The following is a 14,079-nucleotide window of genomic DNA, read 5'->3' as shown; positions in this document are numbered from 1 at the left end:
CGACGACGAGCCCCAAGGACGGGGGGTAGCGGGTCATGTGCAGGGCCCGCGGTCTCGTCCCACGCTATCAGCCGGGCATACATACTCCCGCAGTTAAGCGCTATGCGCCCTCACGGAACATCACGCTAGCAAGCACCACCCACCGAACCCAAACACCAGGCACAAAAAAACCGGACACAAGGTCCGGCTTTTTCTAGCGCTTGGCTATCACTCTTCGCTGGCAGCAGCCAGGTCAGGGCGATCGACCAACTCGACGTACGCCATGGGCGCAGAATCACCAGTACGGAAACCGCACTTGAGAATACGCACATAACCGCCGGGACGTTCGGCATAACGCTTGCCCAGGTCATTGAACAGCTTGCCAACAGCTTCTTTGCTGCGGGTGCGGTCAAATGCCAGGCGGCGATTGGCGACAGTATCTTCTTTCGCCAGGGTGATCAAAGGCTCGGCAACACGGCGCAATTCCTTGGCCTTGGGCAGAGTAGTCTTGATCAGTTCGTTTTCGAACAGCGACACCGCCATGTTCTGGAACATGGCATTACGGTGCGAGCTGGTCCGACTCAGGTGACGACCACTTTTACGATGACGCATCTCTCAATTCCTCGGTGTCAGGACGATCAGGCCGAAACCTTGTCGTCCTTCTTCAAGCTTGCAGGCGGCCAGTTGTCCAGACGCATACCCAGTGACAGACCACGTGAGGCCAGAACATCCTTGATCTCTGTCAGGGACTTCTTGCCCAGGTTCGGGGTCTTCAGCAGTTCAACTTCGGTACGCTGGATCAGATCGCCAATATAATAGATATTTTCGGCTTTCAGACAGTTGGCTGAACGTACGGTCAGCTCAAGGTCATCAACCGGACGCAGCAGGATCGGATCGATCTCGTCTTCCTGCTGTTCTACAACCGGTTCGTGCTCACCTTTCAGATCAACGAAGGCGGCCAGCTGCTGTTGCAGGATGGTCGCAGCACGGCGGATAGCTTCTTCAGCATCCAGCGTACCGTTGGTTTCCAGGTCGATAACCAGCTTGTCCAGGTTGGTGCGCTGCTCGACACGGGCGCTTTCTACAACGTATGCCACACGGCGAACCGGGGTATAAGTCGCGTCAAGCTGCAACCGGCCGATGGAGCGGCTTTCATCATCGTCAGTCTGACGTGCGTCAGCTGGCTCGTAACCACGGCCACGAGCCACGGTCAGTTTAAGATTCAGCGAACCATTGTCGGACAAGGTAGCAATCAGGTGATCAGGATTAATGATCTCGACATCGTGATCCAGCTGAATATCAGCTGCAGTCACCTGGCCCGGTCCTTTCTTGGACAGGGTCAGGGTCACATGATCACGGCCGTGCATCTTAACTGCCAGACCTTTCAGGTTCAGCAGGATCTCGATGACATCTTCCTGAACGCCTTCGATGGCGCTGTACTCATGCAAAACGCCGTCGATTTCCGCCTCTACCACGGCACAACCGGGCATGGACGAGAGCAGAATACGACGAAGCGCATTGCCCAGGGTGTGGCCGAAACCACGCTCCAGCGGCTCAAGAGTAATCTTGGCGCGCGTGGGCGAGGCTTCCTGTACGTCAATATGACGCGGTGTTAGAAACTCGGTAACCGAACTCTGCATGGGGGCACCTTTTGCTGTCTGACGCTTACTTGGAGTAAAGCTCGACGATCAAGTTCTCGTTGATGTCGGCGTACAGATCACTCCGTGAGGGCAGGCTTTTAAAGACACCTTCCTTCTTCGCTGCATCTACTTCCAACCACTCGGATTGGCCGCGCTGCGCTGCGAGTTCAAGAGAACCGCCGATACGCAACTGGTTCTTGGCTTTCTCGCGAACAGCAACCACGTCGCCCGGGGATACCAGGAACGAAGCGATGTTGACGGTCTTGCCATTGACGCTGATTGCCTTGTGCGAAACCAGCTGACGCGATTCAGCACGAGTCGAACCGAAACCCATACGGTATACAACGTTATCCAGGCGACGCTCGAGCAATTGCAGCAAATTATCACCGGTCGGGCCCTTGAGGCGGGCAGCTTCCTTGTAATAGTTGCTGAACTGACGCTCGAGGATGCCGTAGATACGACGAACTTTCTGTTTCTCGCGCAGCTGCGTGCCGTACTCGGAGAGACGACCACGACGCTGACCGTGCACACCTGGAGGACTATCCAGCTTGCACTTTGATTCGATAGCTCGGGCGCCGCTCTTCAAGAACAGGTCAGTGCCTTCGCGACGAGACAGTTTACACTTGGGACCAATATATCTAGCCATTTCCGTCTCCTGGTTACACGCGGCGCTTTTTAGGCGGGCGACAGCCGTTATGTGGGATGGGGGTGACATCGGTGATGCCGCTGATCTTGTAGCCACAAGAGTTCAGAGCACGCACAGCCGATTCACGACCCGGGCCTGGGCCCTTCACGTTAACGTCTAGGTTTTTCAGACCGTATTCCAGTGCAGCCTGACCAGCACGCTCTGCTGCAACCTGGGCAGCAAAGGGGGTGCTTTTACGCGAACCACGGAAACCGGAACCACCAGAAGTCGCCCAGCTCAGAGCGTTGCCCTGACGGTCGGTAATGGTAATGATGGTGTTGTTGAAAGACGCGTGGATGTGGGCAATCCCATCGACCACCGTCTTTTTGACTTTCTTTCTTACACGAGCAGCAGGCTTAGCCATATCTGTATATTCCTTCGCGATTACTTACGGATCGGCTTGCGCGGACCCTTACGGGTACGAGCGTTGGTCTTGGTGCGCTGACCGCGGACCGGAAGGCCCTTACGGTGACGCAGACCACGATAGCAACCGAGATCCATGAGACGCTTGACGTTCATGTTGATCGCACGACGCAGGTCACCTTCAGTGTTGTTCTTGCCCACCTCGGTGCGCAGCAGATCAACCTGCTCCTCGCTCAGATCCTTGATTTTTGCACTGGGCTCAATGCCAGTGTTGGCACAGATTTTCTGTGCCTTGGTTTGACCGATACCAAAGATATAGGTCAATGAGATAACAGTATGTTTGTTATCCGGGATGTTGACGCCTGCAATACGGGCCATCCAAATTTACTCCGTCTGACAGCTACTCTGACTCAACCCATACAACAAAGGTTGTGCGAAAAAGGGTGCAGTAGGGTAGCGCTAACATAAATAAAAATCAACCACCCGACCAGTTATCTGGCCGAGTGGCGGTTATCCTGAGACGTAGTCAACAAAACAGGTGGGGGTAAATTAACCCTGGCGCTGCTTGTGACGGGGCTCAGCTGCACAAATCACGCGGACGCTACCATTGCGACGAATGATCTTGCAGTTACGGCAAAGCTTCTTGACCGATGCTCCAACTTTCATAACTGACTCCTAGAACCTGGCATCTCAGCGCAGCATACCGCTGCCGTTATAGCCTTTCAGGTTGGATTTCTTCATAAGAGACTCGTACTGCTGAGAAACGAGGTGCGATTGTACTTGGGACATGAAGTCCATAACAACCACAACAACGATCAGCAGCGAAGTCCCACCCAGATAGAAGGGCACATTGGCCGATACCACCAGGAACTGCGGCAGCAGACAGACTGCTGCCATATACATGGCACCAAACATGGTCAGCCGGGTCAGTACGCCATCAATATAGCGTGCCGACTGCTCACCCGGTCGGATACCAGGAATAAACGCACCTGACTTCTTCAGGTTCTCTGCCACATCCTTGGGATTGAACATCAATGCTGTATAGAAGAAGCAGAAGAAAACAATCCCTGCGGTAAACAGAATGATGTTCAGCGGCTGACCCGGAGCAAGTGACTGGGAGATGCTTTGCAGCCAACCCATGCCTTCGCCCTGGCCAAACCACGTACCCAGTGATGCCGGGAACAACAGGATGCTGCTAGCGAAAATGGCCGGGATCACACCCGCCATGTTCACCTTGAGCGGCAGGTGACTGGTCTGGGCGGCAAACACCTTGCGACCCTGCTGGCGCTTGGCATAGTTGACGGTAATCCGTCGCTGCCCGCGCTCAACGAAGACCACGAAGGCCACCAGGCCGATAGCCAGCAGCGCAATCGCAATCAAGGCAAAGATATTGATATCACCCTGACGCGCAGCCTCGAAGGACTGCCCGATCGCGCTCGGCAAACCGGCGACGATACCCGCGAAGATCAACATCGAAATACCGTTACCGATACCCCGCTCGGTGATCTGCTCGCCCAGCCACATCATGAACATCGCACCCGCCACGAAGGTGGTGACCGCTATGAAATAGAAGCCAAACCCTGTATCGAAAGCAACGCCCTGACTGGCCAGACCCACCGACATGCCTACCGCCTGCACGAGCGCCAGAACCAGCGTCAAATAACGCGTGTACTGTGCGATCTTGCGCCGACCGGACTCACCTTCCTTCTTCAACTGCTCAAGGGTGGGGTTCACCGCCGTCATCAGCTGCATGATGATAGATGCAGAGATGTACGGCATGATGCCCAGCGCGAAAATACTCATCCGCTCCAGCGCACCACCCGAGAACATGTTGAACAGGCTAAGAACCGTCCCCTCATTCTGTCTGAACAGCTCGGCCAGACGACCAGGGTCAATACCCGGAACCGGGATGTGTGCCCCGATGCGGTAGACAATGATCGCCATGAACAGAAAACGCAGACGCGTCCACAGTTCGGTAAGGCCGCCTTGCTTGATTCCTGAGAGAGCGCCTTGCTTAGCCATTTATTCCTCGAACTTGCCGCCAGCTGCTTCGATTGCTGCACGCGCACCTTTGGTGGCCATCAGCCCTTTGATGTTGACCGCTTTGGTCACATCACCGGAGAGGACGATCTTGGCACGTACAAACTTGTTGCCAATGATATTGGCATCCTTGAGCGCCTGCAGGTCAATCACATCGGCGTCCAGCTTGTTCAGCTCGCTGGTACGGATCTCCGCAGTGACCATGGCGATCTTGGAAGTGAAGCCGAACTTCGGCAGACGACGGTGCAAAGGCTGCTGACCACCCTCGAAACCGGGGGCAACGGTGCCACCGGAACGCGAGCTCAGACCCTTGTGACCACGGCCGGCTGTTTTGCCCAGACCACTACCAATACCGCGGCCGACGCGCAGCTTGTTACGGCGTGCACCCGGCGCGGAACGCAGATCATTCAGTTTCATGTCTTAACCCTCTACCCGAACCATGTAGGAGACCTTATTGATCATCCCACGAACGGCCGGAGTATCTTCGACCTCGACAGTGTGGTTCATCCGACGCAGACCCAGGCCCTTGACGCAGAGCTTGTGGTTCGGCAGACGGCCAACAACACTTTTGAACAGGGTCACTTTGATTTTTGCATTAGCCATGTCAGCTTACCCCACGATGTCTTCGACGGTCTTGCCACGCTTGGCCGCTACCGACTCGGGCGATTGCATAGACTTCAAGCCCTTGTAGGTGGCCTGAACGACGTTGACCGGATTGGTGGAACCGTAACACTTGGCCAGTACGTTATGCACACCAGCAGCTTCCAGGACGGCGCGCATTGCACCACCGGCAATTACACCGGTACCTTCGGAAGCAGGCTGCATGTACACCTTGGAGGCACCATGCGCAGCCTTGACCGGATACTGCAATGTAGAACCGTTCAGGTCCACCTGGATCATGTTACGACGTGCAGCTTCCATGGCTTTCTGGATAGCGGCAGGCACTTCACGCGCCTTGCCACGACCGAAACCCACACGACCATTACCATCGCCAACCACCGTCAGTGCGGTGAAAGCGAAGATACGGCCGCCTTTTACTACCTTGGCAACGCGGTTTACCTGAACAAGTTTCTCAATGTAACCTTCGTCGCGCTTTTGCTCGAAATTAGCCATAGCTCTACCCTTAGAATTCCAGCCCGCCTTCACGAGCGGCGTCGGCAAGCGCTTTCACGCGGCCATGATACTTGAAGCCGGAACGGTCGAAGGAGACCTGAGTTATACCGGCGGCCTTGGCGCGCTCGGCAACCAGTAGACCGACTTTCTTGGCGGCTTCGATGTTGCCAGTGCTACCACTGCGCAGATCGGAGTCCAGCGTGGAAGCGCTGGCCAGAACCTTGGCGCCATCAGCCGAGATCACTTGTGCGTACATGTGCTGCGAAGAACGGTACACGCACAGACGTACGGCTTCCAGCTCGCGCTGCTTGAGACGCGAACGGCGAGCGCGACGGAGACGAATAACTTTTTTATCGCTCATTTGCTATGCCCTACTTCTTCTTGGCTTCTTTACGACGCACGATCTCATCGGCGTAGCGTACACCCTTGCCCTTATAGGGTTCGGGACGACGGAAATCACGAATTTCCGCGGCTACCTGGCCGACCAGTTGCTTGTCGATACCTTTGATGATGATGTCAGTCTGGCTGGGGGTTTCCGCAGAAACGCCCTCTGGCAGCTGATACTCGATAGGATGGGAAAAACCCAGTGCCAGGGACAGAGTCTGTCCTTTGGACTGTGCTTTATAACCAACACCTACCAGCTGGAGCTTGCGCTCGAAGCCATCGGTGACACCGGTAACCATGTTCTGTACCAACGCACGCGTGGTACCAGCCATGGCCATGTTGACGCTGCCCTCACGAGCGGCAAAATGCAGCATGCCGTCTTCCTGGACAACTTCGACTGTCGAGTGCAGGACCAGATCCATGGAGCCCTTGGCTCCCTTGACGGAAATATCCTGACCGTTCAGCTTTACTTCTACACCCTGTGGCAATTTGACAGGGTCCTTAGCGACGCGAGACATCGTAACCCCCTATCAGAATACGGTACAGAGCACTTCACCGCCGACACCGGCAGCGCGAGCAGCGCGATCAGTCATAACACCTTTATTGGTGGAGACAATCGACACGCCCAATCCACCCTTGACCTTAGGAATCTGGTCAACGGACTTGTACTGGCGCAGACCGGGACGGCTTACGCGCTTGATATCTTCAATAACCGGCCTGCCTTCGAAGTACTTGAGCTCGATCGACAGTACAGGCTTTGCATCGCCCTGTACGTCATAACCGGCTACATAGCCTTCTTCCTTCAATACTTTGGCGACAGCCACCTTCAGCTTTGCCGCAGGCATGCTTACGCTGGACTTTTCAGCCATCTGGGCATTACGGATGCGGGTCAGCATATCTGCTAACGGGTCCTGCATACTCATGGGCTTTGTGCTCCTGAAACTGAGTAATTAAGGTCTGGTTTACCAGCTGGCCTTGACCAGACCGGGGACATCACCGCGCATAGCTGCTTCACGCAACTTGATACGGCTCAGGCCAAACTTGCGATATACACCGTGCGGGCGGCCAGTGATGCGGCAGCGGTTACGCTGACGAACCGGGCTGGCATCGCGCGGCAGTTTTTGCAGGGCCACCTGGGCATTCCAACGGTCTTCTACAGACGCGTTGACATTGCCGATGATAGCCTTGATTTCAGCACGCTTTTTGGCGTACTTGGCAACCGTGCGCGAACGCTTGAGCTCACGGTTTTTCATGCTGACTTTAGCCATTACCTGACTCCTAGTTACGGAACGGGAACTTGAACGCACGCAGCAGCGCGCGGCCTTCGTCATCCGTCCGGGCAGTTGTTGTCAAGGTAATGTCCAGACCACGCAGGACATCGATCTTGTCGTAATCGATCTCCGGGAAGATGATCTGTTCCTTGACGCCCATGCTGTAATTACCGCGACCGTCGAACGATTTCGCGTTCAGGCCCCGGAAGTCACGCACGCGCGGCAGAGAGATCGACAGCAGGCGATCCAGGAATTCGTACATCTGTTCACGGCGCAAGGTTACCTTGATACCGATGGGCCAGCCGTCACGAATCTTGAAGCCGGCAATCGACTTGCGAGCATAGGTCACAATGCCTTTACGGCCAGTGATCTTCTCGAGGTCAGCCATCGCGTTCTCGATGATCTTCTTGTCACCGACAGCTTCACCAAGACCCATGTTCAGGGTGATTTTGGTGAGCTTCGGTACTTCCATCACGTTCTTCAGGCCCAATTCTTCCTGGATCTGGGGAACGAGAGTCGTCCGATATACTTCTTTCAATCTTGCCATGGTAAGCACCTAGATTCTCAAGCGTCGACGGCTTTTTGCGTCGACTTGAAAATACGAACCTTCTTACCGTCTTCGACCTTGAAGCCGATACGATCGGCCTTGCTGGTCTCGCCGTTGAAGATTGCCACGTTGGAGACGTGGATGGGCGCCTCCTTTTCAACAATACCGCCCTGCGAACCAGCCATGGGATTTGGCTTGGTGTGCCGCTTGATAATGTTGACACCGGAAATCAGCAGACGCTGGTCGGCCAGGACCTTGAGGACCTTGCCGCGCTTGCCTTTATCCTTGCCGGCGATGACGATAACGTCGTCTTCACGTTTAATCTTTTGCATGACCGGGCTCCTTACAGCACTTCGGGCGCGAGGGATACGATCTTCATGAACTGCTCATTTCGCAGTTCACGCGTCACTGGCCCAAAGATGCGGGTACCGATCGGCTCATTCTTGCTATTGAGCAGAACAGCAGCGTTGCCATCGAAACGAATCAGCGAACCGTCCGTACGGCGTACGCCGTGACGGGTGCGCACGATGACCGCGTTTAGCACCTGGCCTTTCTTTACTTTGCCGCGGGGAATCGCTTCCTTCACGGTTACCTTGATGATATCGCCAATGCCAGCGTAGCGGCGGTGAGAACCGCCCAGAACCTTGATACACATAACACGACGTGCACCACTGTTATCAGCCACTTCCAGCATGGATTGAGTCTGAATCATAACTTTCTCCGACCCTTAAAAATTCCGCTAAAACGCGCGGGGCTTTAAACTTGCGCCGCGCGCTCGTCGATTTGCACCAGGGTCCAGCTCTTGGTTTTAGCCAAGGGACGGGTTTCCCGAATGGTGACCAGATCGCCGATGCGGCATTCGTTGTTCTCATCATGCACGTGGAGCTTGGTAGAACGACGCATGTACTTGCCGTACAGCGGGTGCTTTACCTGGCGCTCGATGAGCACAGTGATGGTTTTGTCCATCTTGTTACTGACCACACGGCCGGTAACACTACTTGTAGTCTTGGTCTCAGCCATGATCACTTACCACCTTTCTGGTTGAGCACGGTCTTGACGCGAGCGATATCACGCTTTGCCTGCTTCAGCAGGTGGCTCTGACCGAGTTGACCGGTTGCCTTCTGCATGCGCAGATTGAACTGGTCACGCAGCAGGGTGAGCAGCTGCTCATTGAGCTGCTCGGCAGATTTTTCACGAAGTTCAGTTGCGTTCATCACATCACCGTCCGCTTAACAAAGGTGGTAGCGAGAGGCAGCTTGGCGGCGGCCAGGGCAAACGCCTCGCGTGCCAGCTCTTCGGAAACACCTTCAATCTCATACAGGACTTTGCCAGGCTTGATCTGGGCAACCCAGTACTCGACATTACCCTTACCTTTACCCATCCGAACTTCCAACGGCTTCTTGGAGATTGGCTTGTCCGGGAACACGCGAATCCAGATCTTACCGCCACGCTTTACGTGACGGGTCAAGGCACGACGAGCGGCCTCGATCTGGCGAGCGGTCAAACGACCCCGGCCAACAGCTTTCAAGGCGTATTCGCCAAAGCTAACCTTACTACCGCGAAGAGCCAGACCACGGTTGTGGCCGGTCATTTGCTTGCGGAACTTCGTACGCTTGGGTTGTAACATGTGCGTACCCCTTACTTAGCAGCTTTTTTCTTGGGAGCGGCAGCTTTGGTTTCTTCGGGCTGACCACCAATGATCTCGCCTTTGAAAATCCAAACCTTGACGCCAATCACACCGTATGTGGTGTGGGCTTCAGCCGTCGCATAGTCGATGTCGGCGCGCAGAGTGTGCAACGGCACGCGGCCTTCACGGTACCATTCGGTCCGGGCAATTTCGGCACCGCCAAGGCGGCCACCTACCTGGATCTTGATACCCTTGGCGCCGATGCGCATCGCGTTCTGTACGGCACGCTTCATCGCCCGGCGGAACATCACACGACGCTCCAACTGCTGAGCAACGCTTTGCGCTACCAGGGCACCGTCGAGTTCCGGCTTGCGGATCTCTTCGATGTTGATATGCACGGGCACGCCCATTTGCTTGGTCAATTCCTGACGCAGCTTCTCGACATCCTCGCCCTTCTTACCAATCACGATGCCTGGACGGGCAGTGTGAATGGTGATCTTGGCGGTTTGTGCCGGACGCTGAATCTCAACGCGGCTGACCGAAGCAGCTTTCAGTTTGTTCTGAACGTACTCGCGTACCTTCAGATCCGTGAACAGATAGTCCGCATACGTGCGGCCTTCTGCGTACCACACCGAAGTGTGCTGTTTAACAATACCGAGGCGTATGCCAATCGGATGTACTTTCTGACCCATGTGATCGACTCCTACTTGTCAGCAACCTTGACCGTGATATGACAAGACCGCTTAACGATGCGATCAGCCCGGCCTTTGGCACGTGGCATGATGCGCTTCAATGAACGACCCTCGTTGACAAACACGGTGGACACCTTCAGGTCGTCCACGTCTGCGCCATCATTGTGTTCCGCGTTGGCGATAGCCGACTCGAGAATCTTCTTGATGACTTCAGCGGCCTTCTTGTTGCTGAACTTCAGCAGGTTCAGGGCCTCATCCACTTTCTTCCCGCGGATCTGGTCGGCGACCAAACGCGCTTTCTGGGCAGAAAGTCGGGCGCCTTTATGAGTAGCGGCTACTTCCATCTTTCTAACCCCTTAGCGCTTGGCTTTCTTGTCTGCGACGTGACCACGATAGGTACGCGTTGCAGAGAATTCGCCTAACTTGTGGCCGACCATGTCTTCGGAAACCATCACCGGAACATGCTGACGACCGTTATGAACTGCGATGGTCAAACCGACCATCTGCGGCAGGACCATAGAACGACGCGACCAGGTCTTGATTGGTTTGCGATCATTCTTTTCAACTGCCACTTCAATCTTCTTCAACAGGTGAAGATCGATAAAAGGACCTTTCTTTAGAGAACGCGGCACAGTCGTATCTCCTTACTTGCTGCGGCGACGGACAATCATCTTGTCAGTGCGCTTGTTTGACCGAGTCTTGGCACCCTTGGTCGGGAACCCCCAAGGTGATACCGGATGGCGACCACCAGATGTACGACCTTCACCACCACCATGCGGGTGATCAACCGGGTTCATGGCAACACCACGAACAGTCGGTCGAATACCACGCCAGCGGCTGGCACCGGCCTTACCCAGCGAACGCAGGCTATGCTCACCGTTGGACACTTCGCCCAGGGTGGCACGGCACTCGCCGAGGATCTTGCGCGTTTCGCCGGAACGCAGGCGAACTGTCACATAAGATCCTTCACGAGCAACCAGCTGCGAGGATGCACCAGCACTGCGAGCAACCTGTGCGCCTTTACCCGGCTTGAGCTCGATCGCGTGGATCGTGCTACCGACAGGGATGTTACGCAGCGGCAACGAGTTGCCCGGCTTGATCGGCGCCTCGGCACCGGATACGACTTGATCGCCAGCGCTCACACCCTTGGGTGCAATGATGTAGCGACGCTCGCCGTCAGCATATTTCAGCAGAGCGATGTGCGCAGTACGGTTCGGATCGTATTCGATACGCTCAACGGTGGCTGGAATGCCATCCTTGTTGCGACGAAAATCGACCAGACGGTAATGCTGCTTGTGACCGCCCCCGCGATGACGCGTGGTAATGCGGCCATTATTGTTACGACCACCAGACTTGCCTTGCTTCTCGACCAGGGCAGCAAATGGCGCGCCCTTGTGCAGATCAGAGTTTACGACCTTGACAACGAAGCGGCGGCCAGCGGAAGTAGGTTTACATTTTACAAGTGCCATGATGTACCCCTTTACTTATTCAGCGCTGGCAAAATCGATGTCCTGACCGGGCTGCAGGCTGACATACGCCTTCTTCCAGTCATTACGTTTGCCTAGGCCGCGAACGGTTCGCTTGGTCTTGCCTTTAACATTCAAGGTCGCGACAGTCTTGACCTTGACATCGAAAAGCTGCTCAACAGCTTTCTTGATTTCCAGCTTGGTCGCGGTGGTATCCACCTTGAACACAAACTGGTTTTTGCTGTCAGCCAGCACGGTAGCCTTCTCGGACACATGTGGGCCAAGCAGTACTTTGAAAATGCGCTCTTGGTTCATCCCAGCATCTCCTCGAACTTCTTAACAGCGGGTACGGTAATCAGCACCTTGTCGTAAGCGATCAGGCTGACCGGATCCGAACCCTGAACGTCCCGTACATCGACATGCGGCAGATTGCGCGCAGCCAGGTACAGGTTGGAGTCGAGGTTGTCGGTGACGATCAACACGTTGTCCAGGTTCAGTTCCTTGAGCTTGCCAATCAGGGCCTTGGTCTTGGGAGCTTCCATTGCGAAGTCTTCAACCACTACCAGACGGTCCAGGCGGATCAGCTCGGACAGGATCGAGCGCAGCGCGCCACGGTACATCTTCCTGTTCAGCTTCTGCTCATGGTTCTGCGGACGTGCTGCAAAAGTGGTACCGCCCCCGCGCCAGATTGGGCTGCGGATTGTGCCTGCACGGGCACGACCGGTACCTTTCTGACGCCATGGCTTTTTACCACCGCCGGAGACGTCAGCACGTGTCTTCTGCTGCTTGGTACCCTGACGCCCACCAGCCATATAAGCAACAACGGCCTGGTGAACGAGGGTCTCGTTAAACTCGGTGGCAAAAGTCAGATCGGATACTTCGATCGCATTTGCACCAGCTACATTCAGATTCATGGTAACTCCCCCTTAACCCTTGGCCTTGACAGCCGGGCGGACAATGACGTCGCTACCTGGCGCGCCAGGGACAGGGCCCCTGATCAGCAGCAGATTACGTTCGGCGTCAACGCGGACAACTTCAAGGGTCTGCACGGTCACTTGCTCAGCACCCATGTGACCAGCCATCTTCTTGCCCTTGAATACCCGACCAGGAGTCTGGCACTGGCCGATAGAGCCAGGAACGCGGTGAGATACGGAGTTACCGTGAGTAGCATCCTGCCCGCGGAAGTTCCAGCGCTTGATGGTACCGGCGAAGCCCTTACCTTTGGACTGCCCAGTGACATCAACGAACTGACCCGCTTCGAAAATGCTAACGGTAATTTCTGAGCCAGCAGCAAATTCGCCTTCTTCAAAGCGGAACTCACTGACGCGACGGCCAGCCGCGGTGTTGGCTTTGGCAAAGTGCCCTGCCATCGGCTTGCTGACGCGGGAAACGCGACGCTCGCCTACGGTCACCTGAACGGCTTGGTAGCCATCGGTATCGAGGGATTTAACCTGGGTGACGCGGTTAGGCTCTACTTCTACAACCGTAACCGGTATGGATACACCATCTTCAGTGAAAACGCGGGTCATACCGCATTTCCGGCCGACTAAACCAATAGTCATCTTGTAAACCTCATGAGTGCACGGGGCTATTACCCGCTATGGCCGCCCATTGCAGGGCGTTACACGACTTATAGCCCCCGTCGTATGGGACTATCAGCCGAGGCTGATCTGAACCTCAACGCCAGCTGCCAGGTCCAGCTTCATCAGCGCATCGACAGTCTTGTCGGTAGGCTGAACGATATCCAAAACCCTTTTATGGGTGCGGATCTCGTACTGATCGCGGGCATCTTTATTGACGTGCGGTGAAACCAGCACTGTAAAACGCTCTTTGCGTGTCGGCAAAGGAATTGGACCACGGACCTGAGCCCCAGTACGTTTCGCGGTATCCACGATTTCCTGGGTTGACTGATCTATCAGGCGGTGGTCAAAAGCCTTCAACCGAATACGAATCTGTTGGTTCTGCATTTGACCAGAAACTCCAAGCTTCAATTCTTCAGAGCTACCCGAAACGTCGGATAGGCCCATCCAAGGGAGGCGCAATTCTACTGACGCACCTACCCAGTGTCAACCAAAATACAAAAGCCCCCGTTAAACGGAGGCTTTTGCTTATGGCGTCAGATTATCAGGCGATAATCTTGGCAACCACGCCGGCACCAACGGTACGGCCGCCTTCGCGAATCGCGAAGCGCAGGCCATCTTCCATGGCGATCGGAGCGATCAGAGTGACGACCAGCTTGACGTTGTCGCCAGGCATGACCATCTCAACGCCT

28 protein-coding genes and 1 pseudogene are annotated in these 14,079 nt (G+C 55.4%); all 29 read right to left on the bottom strand.

From position 1 onward, the window contains the following. Positions 1 to 207 precede the first annotated feature (207 nt). Entirely contained in the window at positions 208 to 591 is a 384-nt protein-coding gene (gene rplQ, locus ABYA88_RS12650; protein ID WP_373187701.1) for a 50S ribosomal protein L17, read from the bottom strand. Between the two features lie 26 nt (positions 592 to 617). Further along, positions 618 to 1,619, bottom strand: a complete 1,002-nt coding sequence (gene rpoA / locus ABYA88_RS12645) for a DNA-directed RNA polymerase subunit alpha (protein WP_373187699.1) — start codon at positions 1,617 to 1,619, stop codon at positions 618 to 620. 25 nt (positions 1,620 to 1,644) lie between these two features. Next, complete coding sequence (gene rpsD / locus ABYA88_RS12640; RefSeq protein ID WP_339846707.1) at positions 1,645 to 2,265, bottom strand: 30S ribosomal protein S4; 621 nt, start codon at positions 2,263 to 2,265, stop codon at positions 1,645 to 1,647. A gap of 13 nt (positions 2,266 to 2,278) precedes the next feature. Beyond that, on the bottom strand, positions 2,279 to 2,668 hold the full coding sequence (rpsK, locus tag ABYA88_RS12635) for a 30S ribosomal protein S11 (protein WP_022962893.1): 390 nt from the start codon (positions 2,666 to 2,668) through the stop codon (positions 2,279 to 2,281). A 20-nt stretch (positions 2,669 to 2,688) separates the two neighbouring features. Beyond that, positions 2,689 to 3,045, bottom strand: coding sequence for a 30S ribosomal protein S13 (gene rpsM, locus ABYA88_RS12630; protein WP_373187697.1), 357 nt, complete (start codon positions 3,043 to 3,045; stop codon positions 2,689 to 2,691). A gap of 171 nt (positions 3,046 to 3,216) precedes the next feature. Then, positions 3,217 to 3,333, bottom strand: a complete 117-nt coding sequence (gene rpmJ, locus ABYA88_RS12625; RefSeq protein ID WP_150279295.1) for a 50S ribosomal protein L36 — start codon at positions 3,331 to 3,333, stop codon at positions 3,217 to 3,219. A gap of 24 nt (positions 3,334 to 3,357) precedes the next feature. After that, positions 3,358 to 4,689, bottom strand: coding sequence for a preprotein translocase subunit SecY (gene secY / locus ABYA88_RS12620; protein WP_373187695.1), 1,332 nt, complete (start codon positions 4,687 to 4,689; stop codon positions 3,358 to 3,360). Further along, positions 4,690 to 5,124 carry a 50S ribosomal protein L15 gene (rplO, locus tag ABYA88_RS12615; protein WP_150279293.1) on the bottom strand — a complete coding sequence of 145 codons (435 nt, stop codon included), beginning with the start codon at positions 5,122 to 5,124 and terminating at the stop codon, positions 4,690 to 4,692. 3 nt (positions 5,125 to 5,127) lie between these two features. Next, complete coding sequence (gene rpmD / locus ABYA88_RS12610; protein ID WP_373187694.1) at positions 5,128 to 5,310, bottom strand: 50S ribosomal protein L30; 183 nt, start codon at positions 5,308 to 5,310, stop codon at positions 5,128 to 5,130. 6 nt (positions 5,311 to 5,316) lie between these two features. Beyond that, complete coding sequence (gene rpsE, locus ABYA88_RS12605) at positions 5,317 to 5,820, bottom strand: 30S ribosomal protein S5 (RefSeq protein ID WP_150279291.1); 504 nt, start codon at positions 5,818 to 5,820, stop codon at positions 5,317 to 5,319. 10 nt (positions 5,821 to 5,830) lie between these two features. Further along, a complete protein-coding gene (rplR, locus tag ABYA88_RS12600; protein ID WP_335607784.1) occupies positions 5,831 to 6,181 on the bottom strand; it encodes a 50S ribosomal protein L18 in 351 nt (116 codons plus the stop codon). Positions 6,182 to 6,191: 10 nt separating this feature from the next. Next, positions 6,192 to 6,722, bottom strand: a complete 531-nt coding sequence (gene rplF / locus ABYA88_RS12595) for a 50S ribosomal protein L6 (protein ID WP_373187693.1) — start codon at positions 6,720 to 6,722, stop codon at positions 6,192 to 6,194. Positions 6,723 to 6,734: 12 nt separating this feature from the next. Further along, positions 6,735 to 7,127 carry a 30S ribosomal protein S8 gene (rpsH, locus tag ABYA88_RS12590; protein ID WP_373187691.1) on the bottom strand — a complete coding sequence of 131 codons (393 nt, stop codon included), beginning with the start codon at positions 7,125 to 7,127 and terminating at the stop codon, positions 6,735 to 6,737. Between the two features lie 39 nt (positions 7,128 to 7,166). Further along, on the bottom strand, positions 7,167 to 7,472 hold the full coding sequence (gene rpsN / locus ABYA88_RS12585; protein WP_373187690.1) for a 30S ribosomal protein S14: 306 nt from the start codon (positions 7,470 to 7,472) through the stop codon (positions 7,167 to 7,169). A 10-nt stretch (positions 7,473 to 7,482) separates the two neighbouring features. Then, the gene (gene rplE, locus ABYA88_RS12580) at positions 7,483 to 8,022 is read right to left on the bottom strand and encodes a 50S ribosomal protein L5 (protein ID WP_373187689.1); all 540 of its coding nucleotides are present in this window, start codon (positions 8,020 to 8,022) and stop codon (positions 7,483 to 7,485) included. A gap of 17 nt (positions 8,023 to 8,039) precedes the next feature. Beyond that, entirely contained in the window at positions 8,040 to 8,354 is a 315-nt protein-coding gene (gene rplX / locus ABYA88_RS12575) for a 50S ribosomal protein L24 (protein ID WP_150279285.1), read from the bottom strand. An 11-nt stretch (positions 8,355 to 8,365) separates the two neighbouring features. Then, positions 8,366 to 8,734, bottom strand: coding sequence for a 50S ribosomal protein L14 (gene rplN, locus ABYA88_RS12570; RefSeq protein WP_373187688.1), 369 nt, complete (start codon positions 8,732 to 8,734; stop codon positions 8,366 to 8,368). 44 nt (positions 8,735 to 8,778) lie between these two features. Further along, positions 8,779 to 9,042: a 30S ribosomal protein S17 gene (gene rpsQ, locus ABYA88_RS12565; protein ID WP_373187687.1), complete on the bottom strand. Its 264-nt coding sequence runs from the start codon at positions 9,040 to 9,042 to the stop codon at positions 8,779 to 8,781. 2 nt (positions 9,043 to 9,044) lie between these two features. After that, on the bottom strand, positions 9,045 to 9,236 hold the full coding sequence (rpmC, locus tag ABYA88_RS12560; protein WP_150279283.1) for a 50S ribosomal protein L29: 192 nt from the start codon (positions 9,234 to 9,236) through the stop codon (positions 9,045 to 9,047). After that, positions 9,236 to 9,649: a 50S ribosomal protein L16 gene (gene rplP / locus ABYA88_RS12555; protein ID WP_096348041.1), complete on the bottom strand. Its 414-nt coding sequence runs from the start codon at positions 9,647 to 9,649 to the stop codon at positions 9,236 to 9,238. The genes rpmC and rplP overlap by 1 nt, the downstream gene beginning before the upstream one ends. Before the next feature lie 11 nt (positions 9,650 to 9,660). Then, positions 9,661 to 10,341, bottom strand: a complete 681-nt coding sequence (gene rpsC, locus ABYA88_RS12550; RefSeq protein ID WP_335607790.1) for a 30S ribosomal protein S3 — start codon at positions 10,339 to 10,341, stop codon at positions 9,661 to 9,663. A gap of 11 nt (positions 10,342 to 10,352) precedes the next feature. Further along, positions 10,353 to 10,685: a 50S ribosomal protein L22 gene (rplV, locus tag ABYA88_RS12545; RefSeq protein ID WP_150279281.1), complete on the bottom strand. Its 333-nt coding sequence runs from the start codon at positions 10,683 to 10,685 to the stop codon at positions 10,353 to 10,355. Positions 10,686 to 10,697: 12 nt separating this feature from the next. After that, positions 10,698 to 10,973 carry a 30S ribosomal protein S19 gene (rpsS, locus tag ABYA88_RS12540; protein ID WP_150279280.1) on the bottom strand — a complete coding sequence of 92 codons (276 nt, stop codon included), beginning with the start codon at positions 10,971 to 10,973 and terminating at the stop codon, positions 10,698 to 10,700. Between the two features lie 12 nt (positions 10,974 to 10,985). Further along, positions 10,986 to 11,810, bottom strand: coding sequence for a 50S ribosomal protein L2 (gene rplB / locus ABYA88_RS12535; RefSeq protein ID WP_373187685.1), 825 nt, complete (start codon positions 11,808 to 11,810; stop codon positions 10,986 to 10,988). A gap of 15 nt (positions 11,811 to 11,825) precedes the next feature. Further along, positions 11,826 to 12,122 (bottom strand): 50S ribosomal protein L23, encoded by a 297-nt coding sequence (gene rplW / locus ABYA88_RS12530; protein WP_335607792.1) that lies wholly within the window; start codon positions 12,120 to 12,122, stop codon positions 11,826 to 11,828. After that, positions 12,119 to 12,721, bottom strand: a complete 603-nt coding sequence (gene rplD / locus ABYA88_RS12525; RefSeq protein WP_373187683.1) for a 50S ribosomal protein L4 — start codon at positions 12,719 to 12,721, stop codon at positions 12,119 to 12,121. Before rplD ends, rplW begins: the two co-directional genes overlap by 4 nt. Before the next feature lie 12 nt (positions 12,722 to 12,733). Next, complete coding sequence (rplC, locus tag ABYA88_RS12520) at positions 12,734 to 13,369, bottom strand: 50S ribosomal protein L3 (protein ID WP_150279276.1); 636 nt, start codon at positions 13,367 to 13,369, stop codon at positions 12,734 to 12,736. Positions 13,370 to 13,462: 93 nt separating this feature from the next. Continuing rightward, positions 13,463 to 13,774, bottom strand: coding sequence for a 30S ribosomal protein S10 (gene rpsJ, locus ABYA88_RS12515; RefSeq protein WP_028614853.1), 312 nt, complete (start codon positions 13,772 to 13,774; stop codon positions 13,463 to 13,465). 157 nt (positions 13,775 to 13,931) lie between these two features. Continuing rightward, positions 13,932 to 14,079 (bottom strand): annotated as a pseudogene (locus ABYA88_RS12510) (elongation factor Tu); the annotation flags it as partial.

Origin of the sequence: Halopseudomonas sp., assembly GCF_041579695.1 — a bacterium.
Lineage (GTDB): Bacteria > Pseudomonadota > Gammaproteobacteria > Pseudomonadales > Pseudomonadaceae > Halopseudomonas.
The sequence above is the reverse complement of the archived record's forward strand: the minus strand, read 5'-3'. Positions and strand labels throughout refer to the sequence as shown.

Excerpts from the sequence above, each read along its gene's own strand:
- rplQ (WP_373187701.1), bottom strand. The coding sequence starts at position 591 with ATGCGTCATCGTAAAAGTGGTCGTCACCTGAGTCGGACCAGCTCGCAC.
- rpsD (WP_339846707.1), bottom strand. The coding sequence starts at position 2,265 with ATGGCTAGATATATTGGTCCCAAGTGTAAACTGTCTCGTCGCGAAGGC.
- rplO (WP_150279293.1), bottom strand. The coding sequence starts at position 5,124 with ATGAAACTGAATGATCTGCGTTCCGCGCCGGGTGCACGCCGTAACAAG.
- rpsQ (WP_373187687.1), bottom strand. The coding sequence starts at position 9,042 with ATGGCTGAGACCAAGACTACAAGTAGTGTTACCGGCCGTGTGGTCAGT.
- rplN (WP_373187688.1), bottom strand. The coding sequence starts at position 8,734 with ATGATTCAGACTCAATCCATGCTGGAAGTGGCTGATAACAGTGGTGCA.
- rpsM (WP_373187697.1), bottom strand. The coding sequence starts at position 3,045 with ATGGCCCGTATTGCAGGCGTCAACATCCCGGATAACAAACATACTGTT.
- rplV (WP_150279281.1), bottom strand. The coding sequence starts at position 10,685 with ATGGAAGTAGCCGCTACTCATAAAGGCGCCCGACTTTCTGCCCAGAAA.
- rpmC (WP_150279283.1), bottom strand. The coding sequence starts at position 9,236 with ATGAACGCAACTGAACTTCGTGAAAAATCTGCCGAGCAGCTCAATGAG.
- rplF (WP_373187693.1), bottom strand. The coding sequence starts at position 6,722 with ATGTCTCGCGTCGCTAAGGACCCTGTCAAATTGCCACAGGGTGTAGAA.
- rpsN (WP_373187690.1), bottom strand. The coding sequence starts at position 7,472 with ATGGCTAAAGTCAGCATGAAAAACCGTGAGCTCAAGCGTTCGCGCACG.
- rplR (WP_335607784.1), bottom strand. The coding sequence starts at position 6,181 with ATGAGCGATAAAAAAGTTATTCGTCTCCGTCGCGCTCGCCGTTCGCGT.
- rpsJ (WP_028614853.1), bottom strand. The coding sequence starts at position 13,774 with ATGCAGAACCAACAGATTCGTATTCGGTTGAAGGCTTTTGACCACCGC.
- rplX (WP_150279285.1), bottom strand. The coding sequence starts at position 8,354 with ATGCAAAAGATTAAACGTGAAGACGACGTTATCGTCATCGCCGGCAAG.
- rpsH (WP_373187691.1), bottom strand. The coding sequence starts at position 7,127 with ATGAGTATGCAGGACCCGTTAGCAGATATGCTGACCCGCATCCGTAAT.
- rpmJ (WP_150279295.1), bottom strand. The coding sequence starts at position 3,333 with ATGAAAGTTGGAGCATCGGTCAAGAAGCTTTGCCGTAACTGCAAGATC.
- rpsC (WP_335607790.1), bottom strand. The coding sequence starts at position 10,341 with ATGGGTCAGAAAGTACATCCGATTGGCATACGCCTCGGTATTGTTAAA.
- rpsE (WP_150279291.1), bottom strand. The coding sequence starts at position 5,820 with ATGGCTAATTTCGAGCAAAAGCGCGACGAAGGTTACATTGAGAAACTT.
- secY (WP_373187695.1), bottom strand. The coding sequence starts at position 4,689 with ATGGCTAAGCAAGGCGCTCTCTCAGGAATCAAGCAAGGCGGCCTTACC.
- rplP (WP_096348041.1), bottom strand. The coding sequence starts at position 9,649 with ATGTTACAACCCAAGCGTACGAAGTTCCGCAAGCAAATGACCGGCCAC.
- rplC (WP_150279276.1), bottom strand. The coding sequence starts at position 13,369 with ATGACTATTGGTTTAGTCGGCCGGAAATGCGGTATGACCCGCGTTTTC.
- rpsK (WP_022962893.1), bottom strand. The coding sequence starts at position 2,668 with ATGGCTAAGCCTGCTGCTCGTGTAAGAAAGAAAGTCAAAAAGACGGTG.
- rplW (WP_335607792.1), bottom strand. The coding sequence starts at position 12,122 with ATGAACCAAGAGCGCATTTTCAAAGTACTGCTTGGCCCACATGTGTCC.
- rplE (WP_373187689.1), bottom strand. The coding sequence starts at position 8,022 with ATGGCAAGATTGAAAGAAGTATATCGGACGACTCTCGTTCCCCAGATC.
- rplB (WP_373187685.1), bottom strand. The coding sequence starts at position 11,810 with ATGGCACTTGTAAAATGTAAACCTACTTCCGCTGGCCGCCGCTTCGTT.
- rpoA (WP_373187699.1), bottom strand. The coding sequence starts at position 1,619 with ATGCAGAGTTCGGTTACCGAGTTTCTAACACCGCGTCATATTGACGTA.
- rplD (WP_373187683.1), bottom strand. The coding sequence starts at position 12,721 with ATGAATCTGAATGTAGCTGGTGCAAATGCGATCGAAGTATCCGATCTG.
- rpmD (WP_373187694.1), bottom strand. The coding sequence starts at position 5,310 with ATGGCTAATGCAAAAATCAAAGTGACCCTGTTCAAAAGTGTTGTTGGC.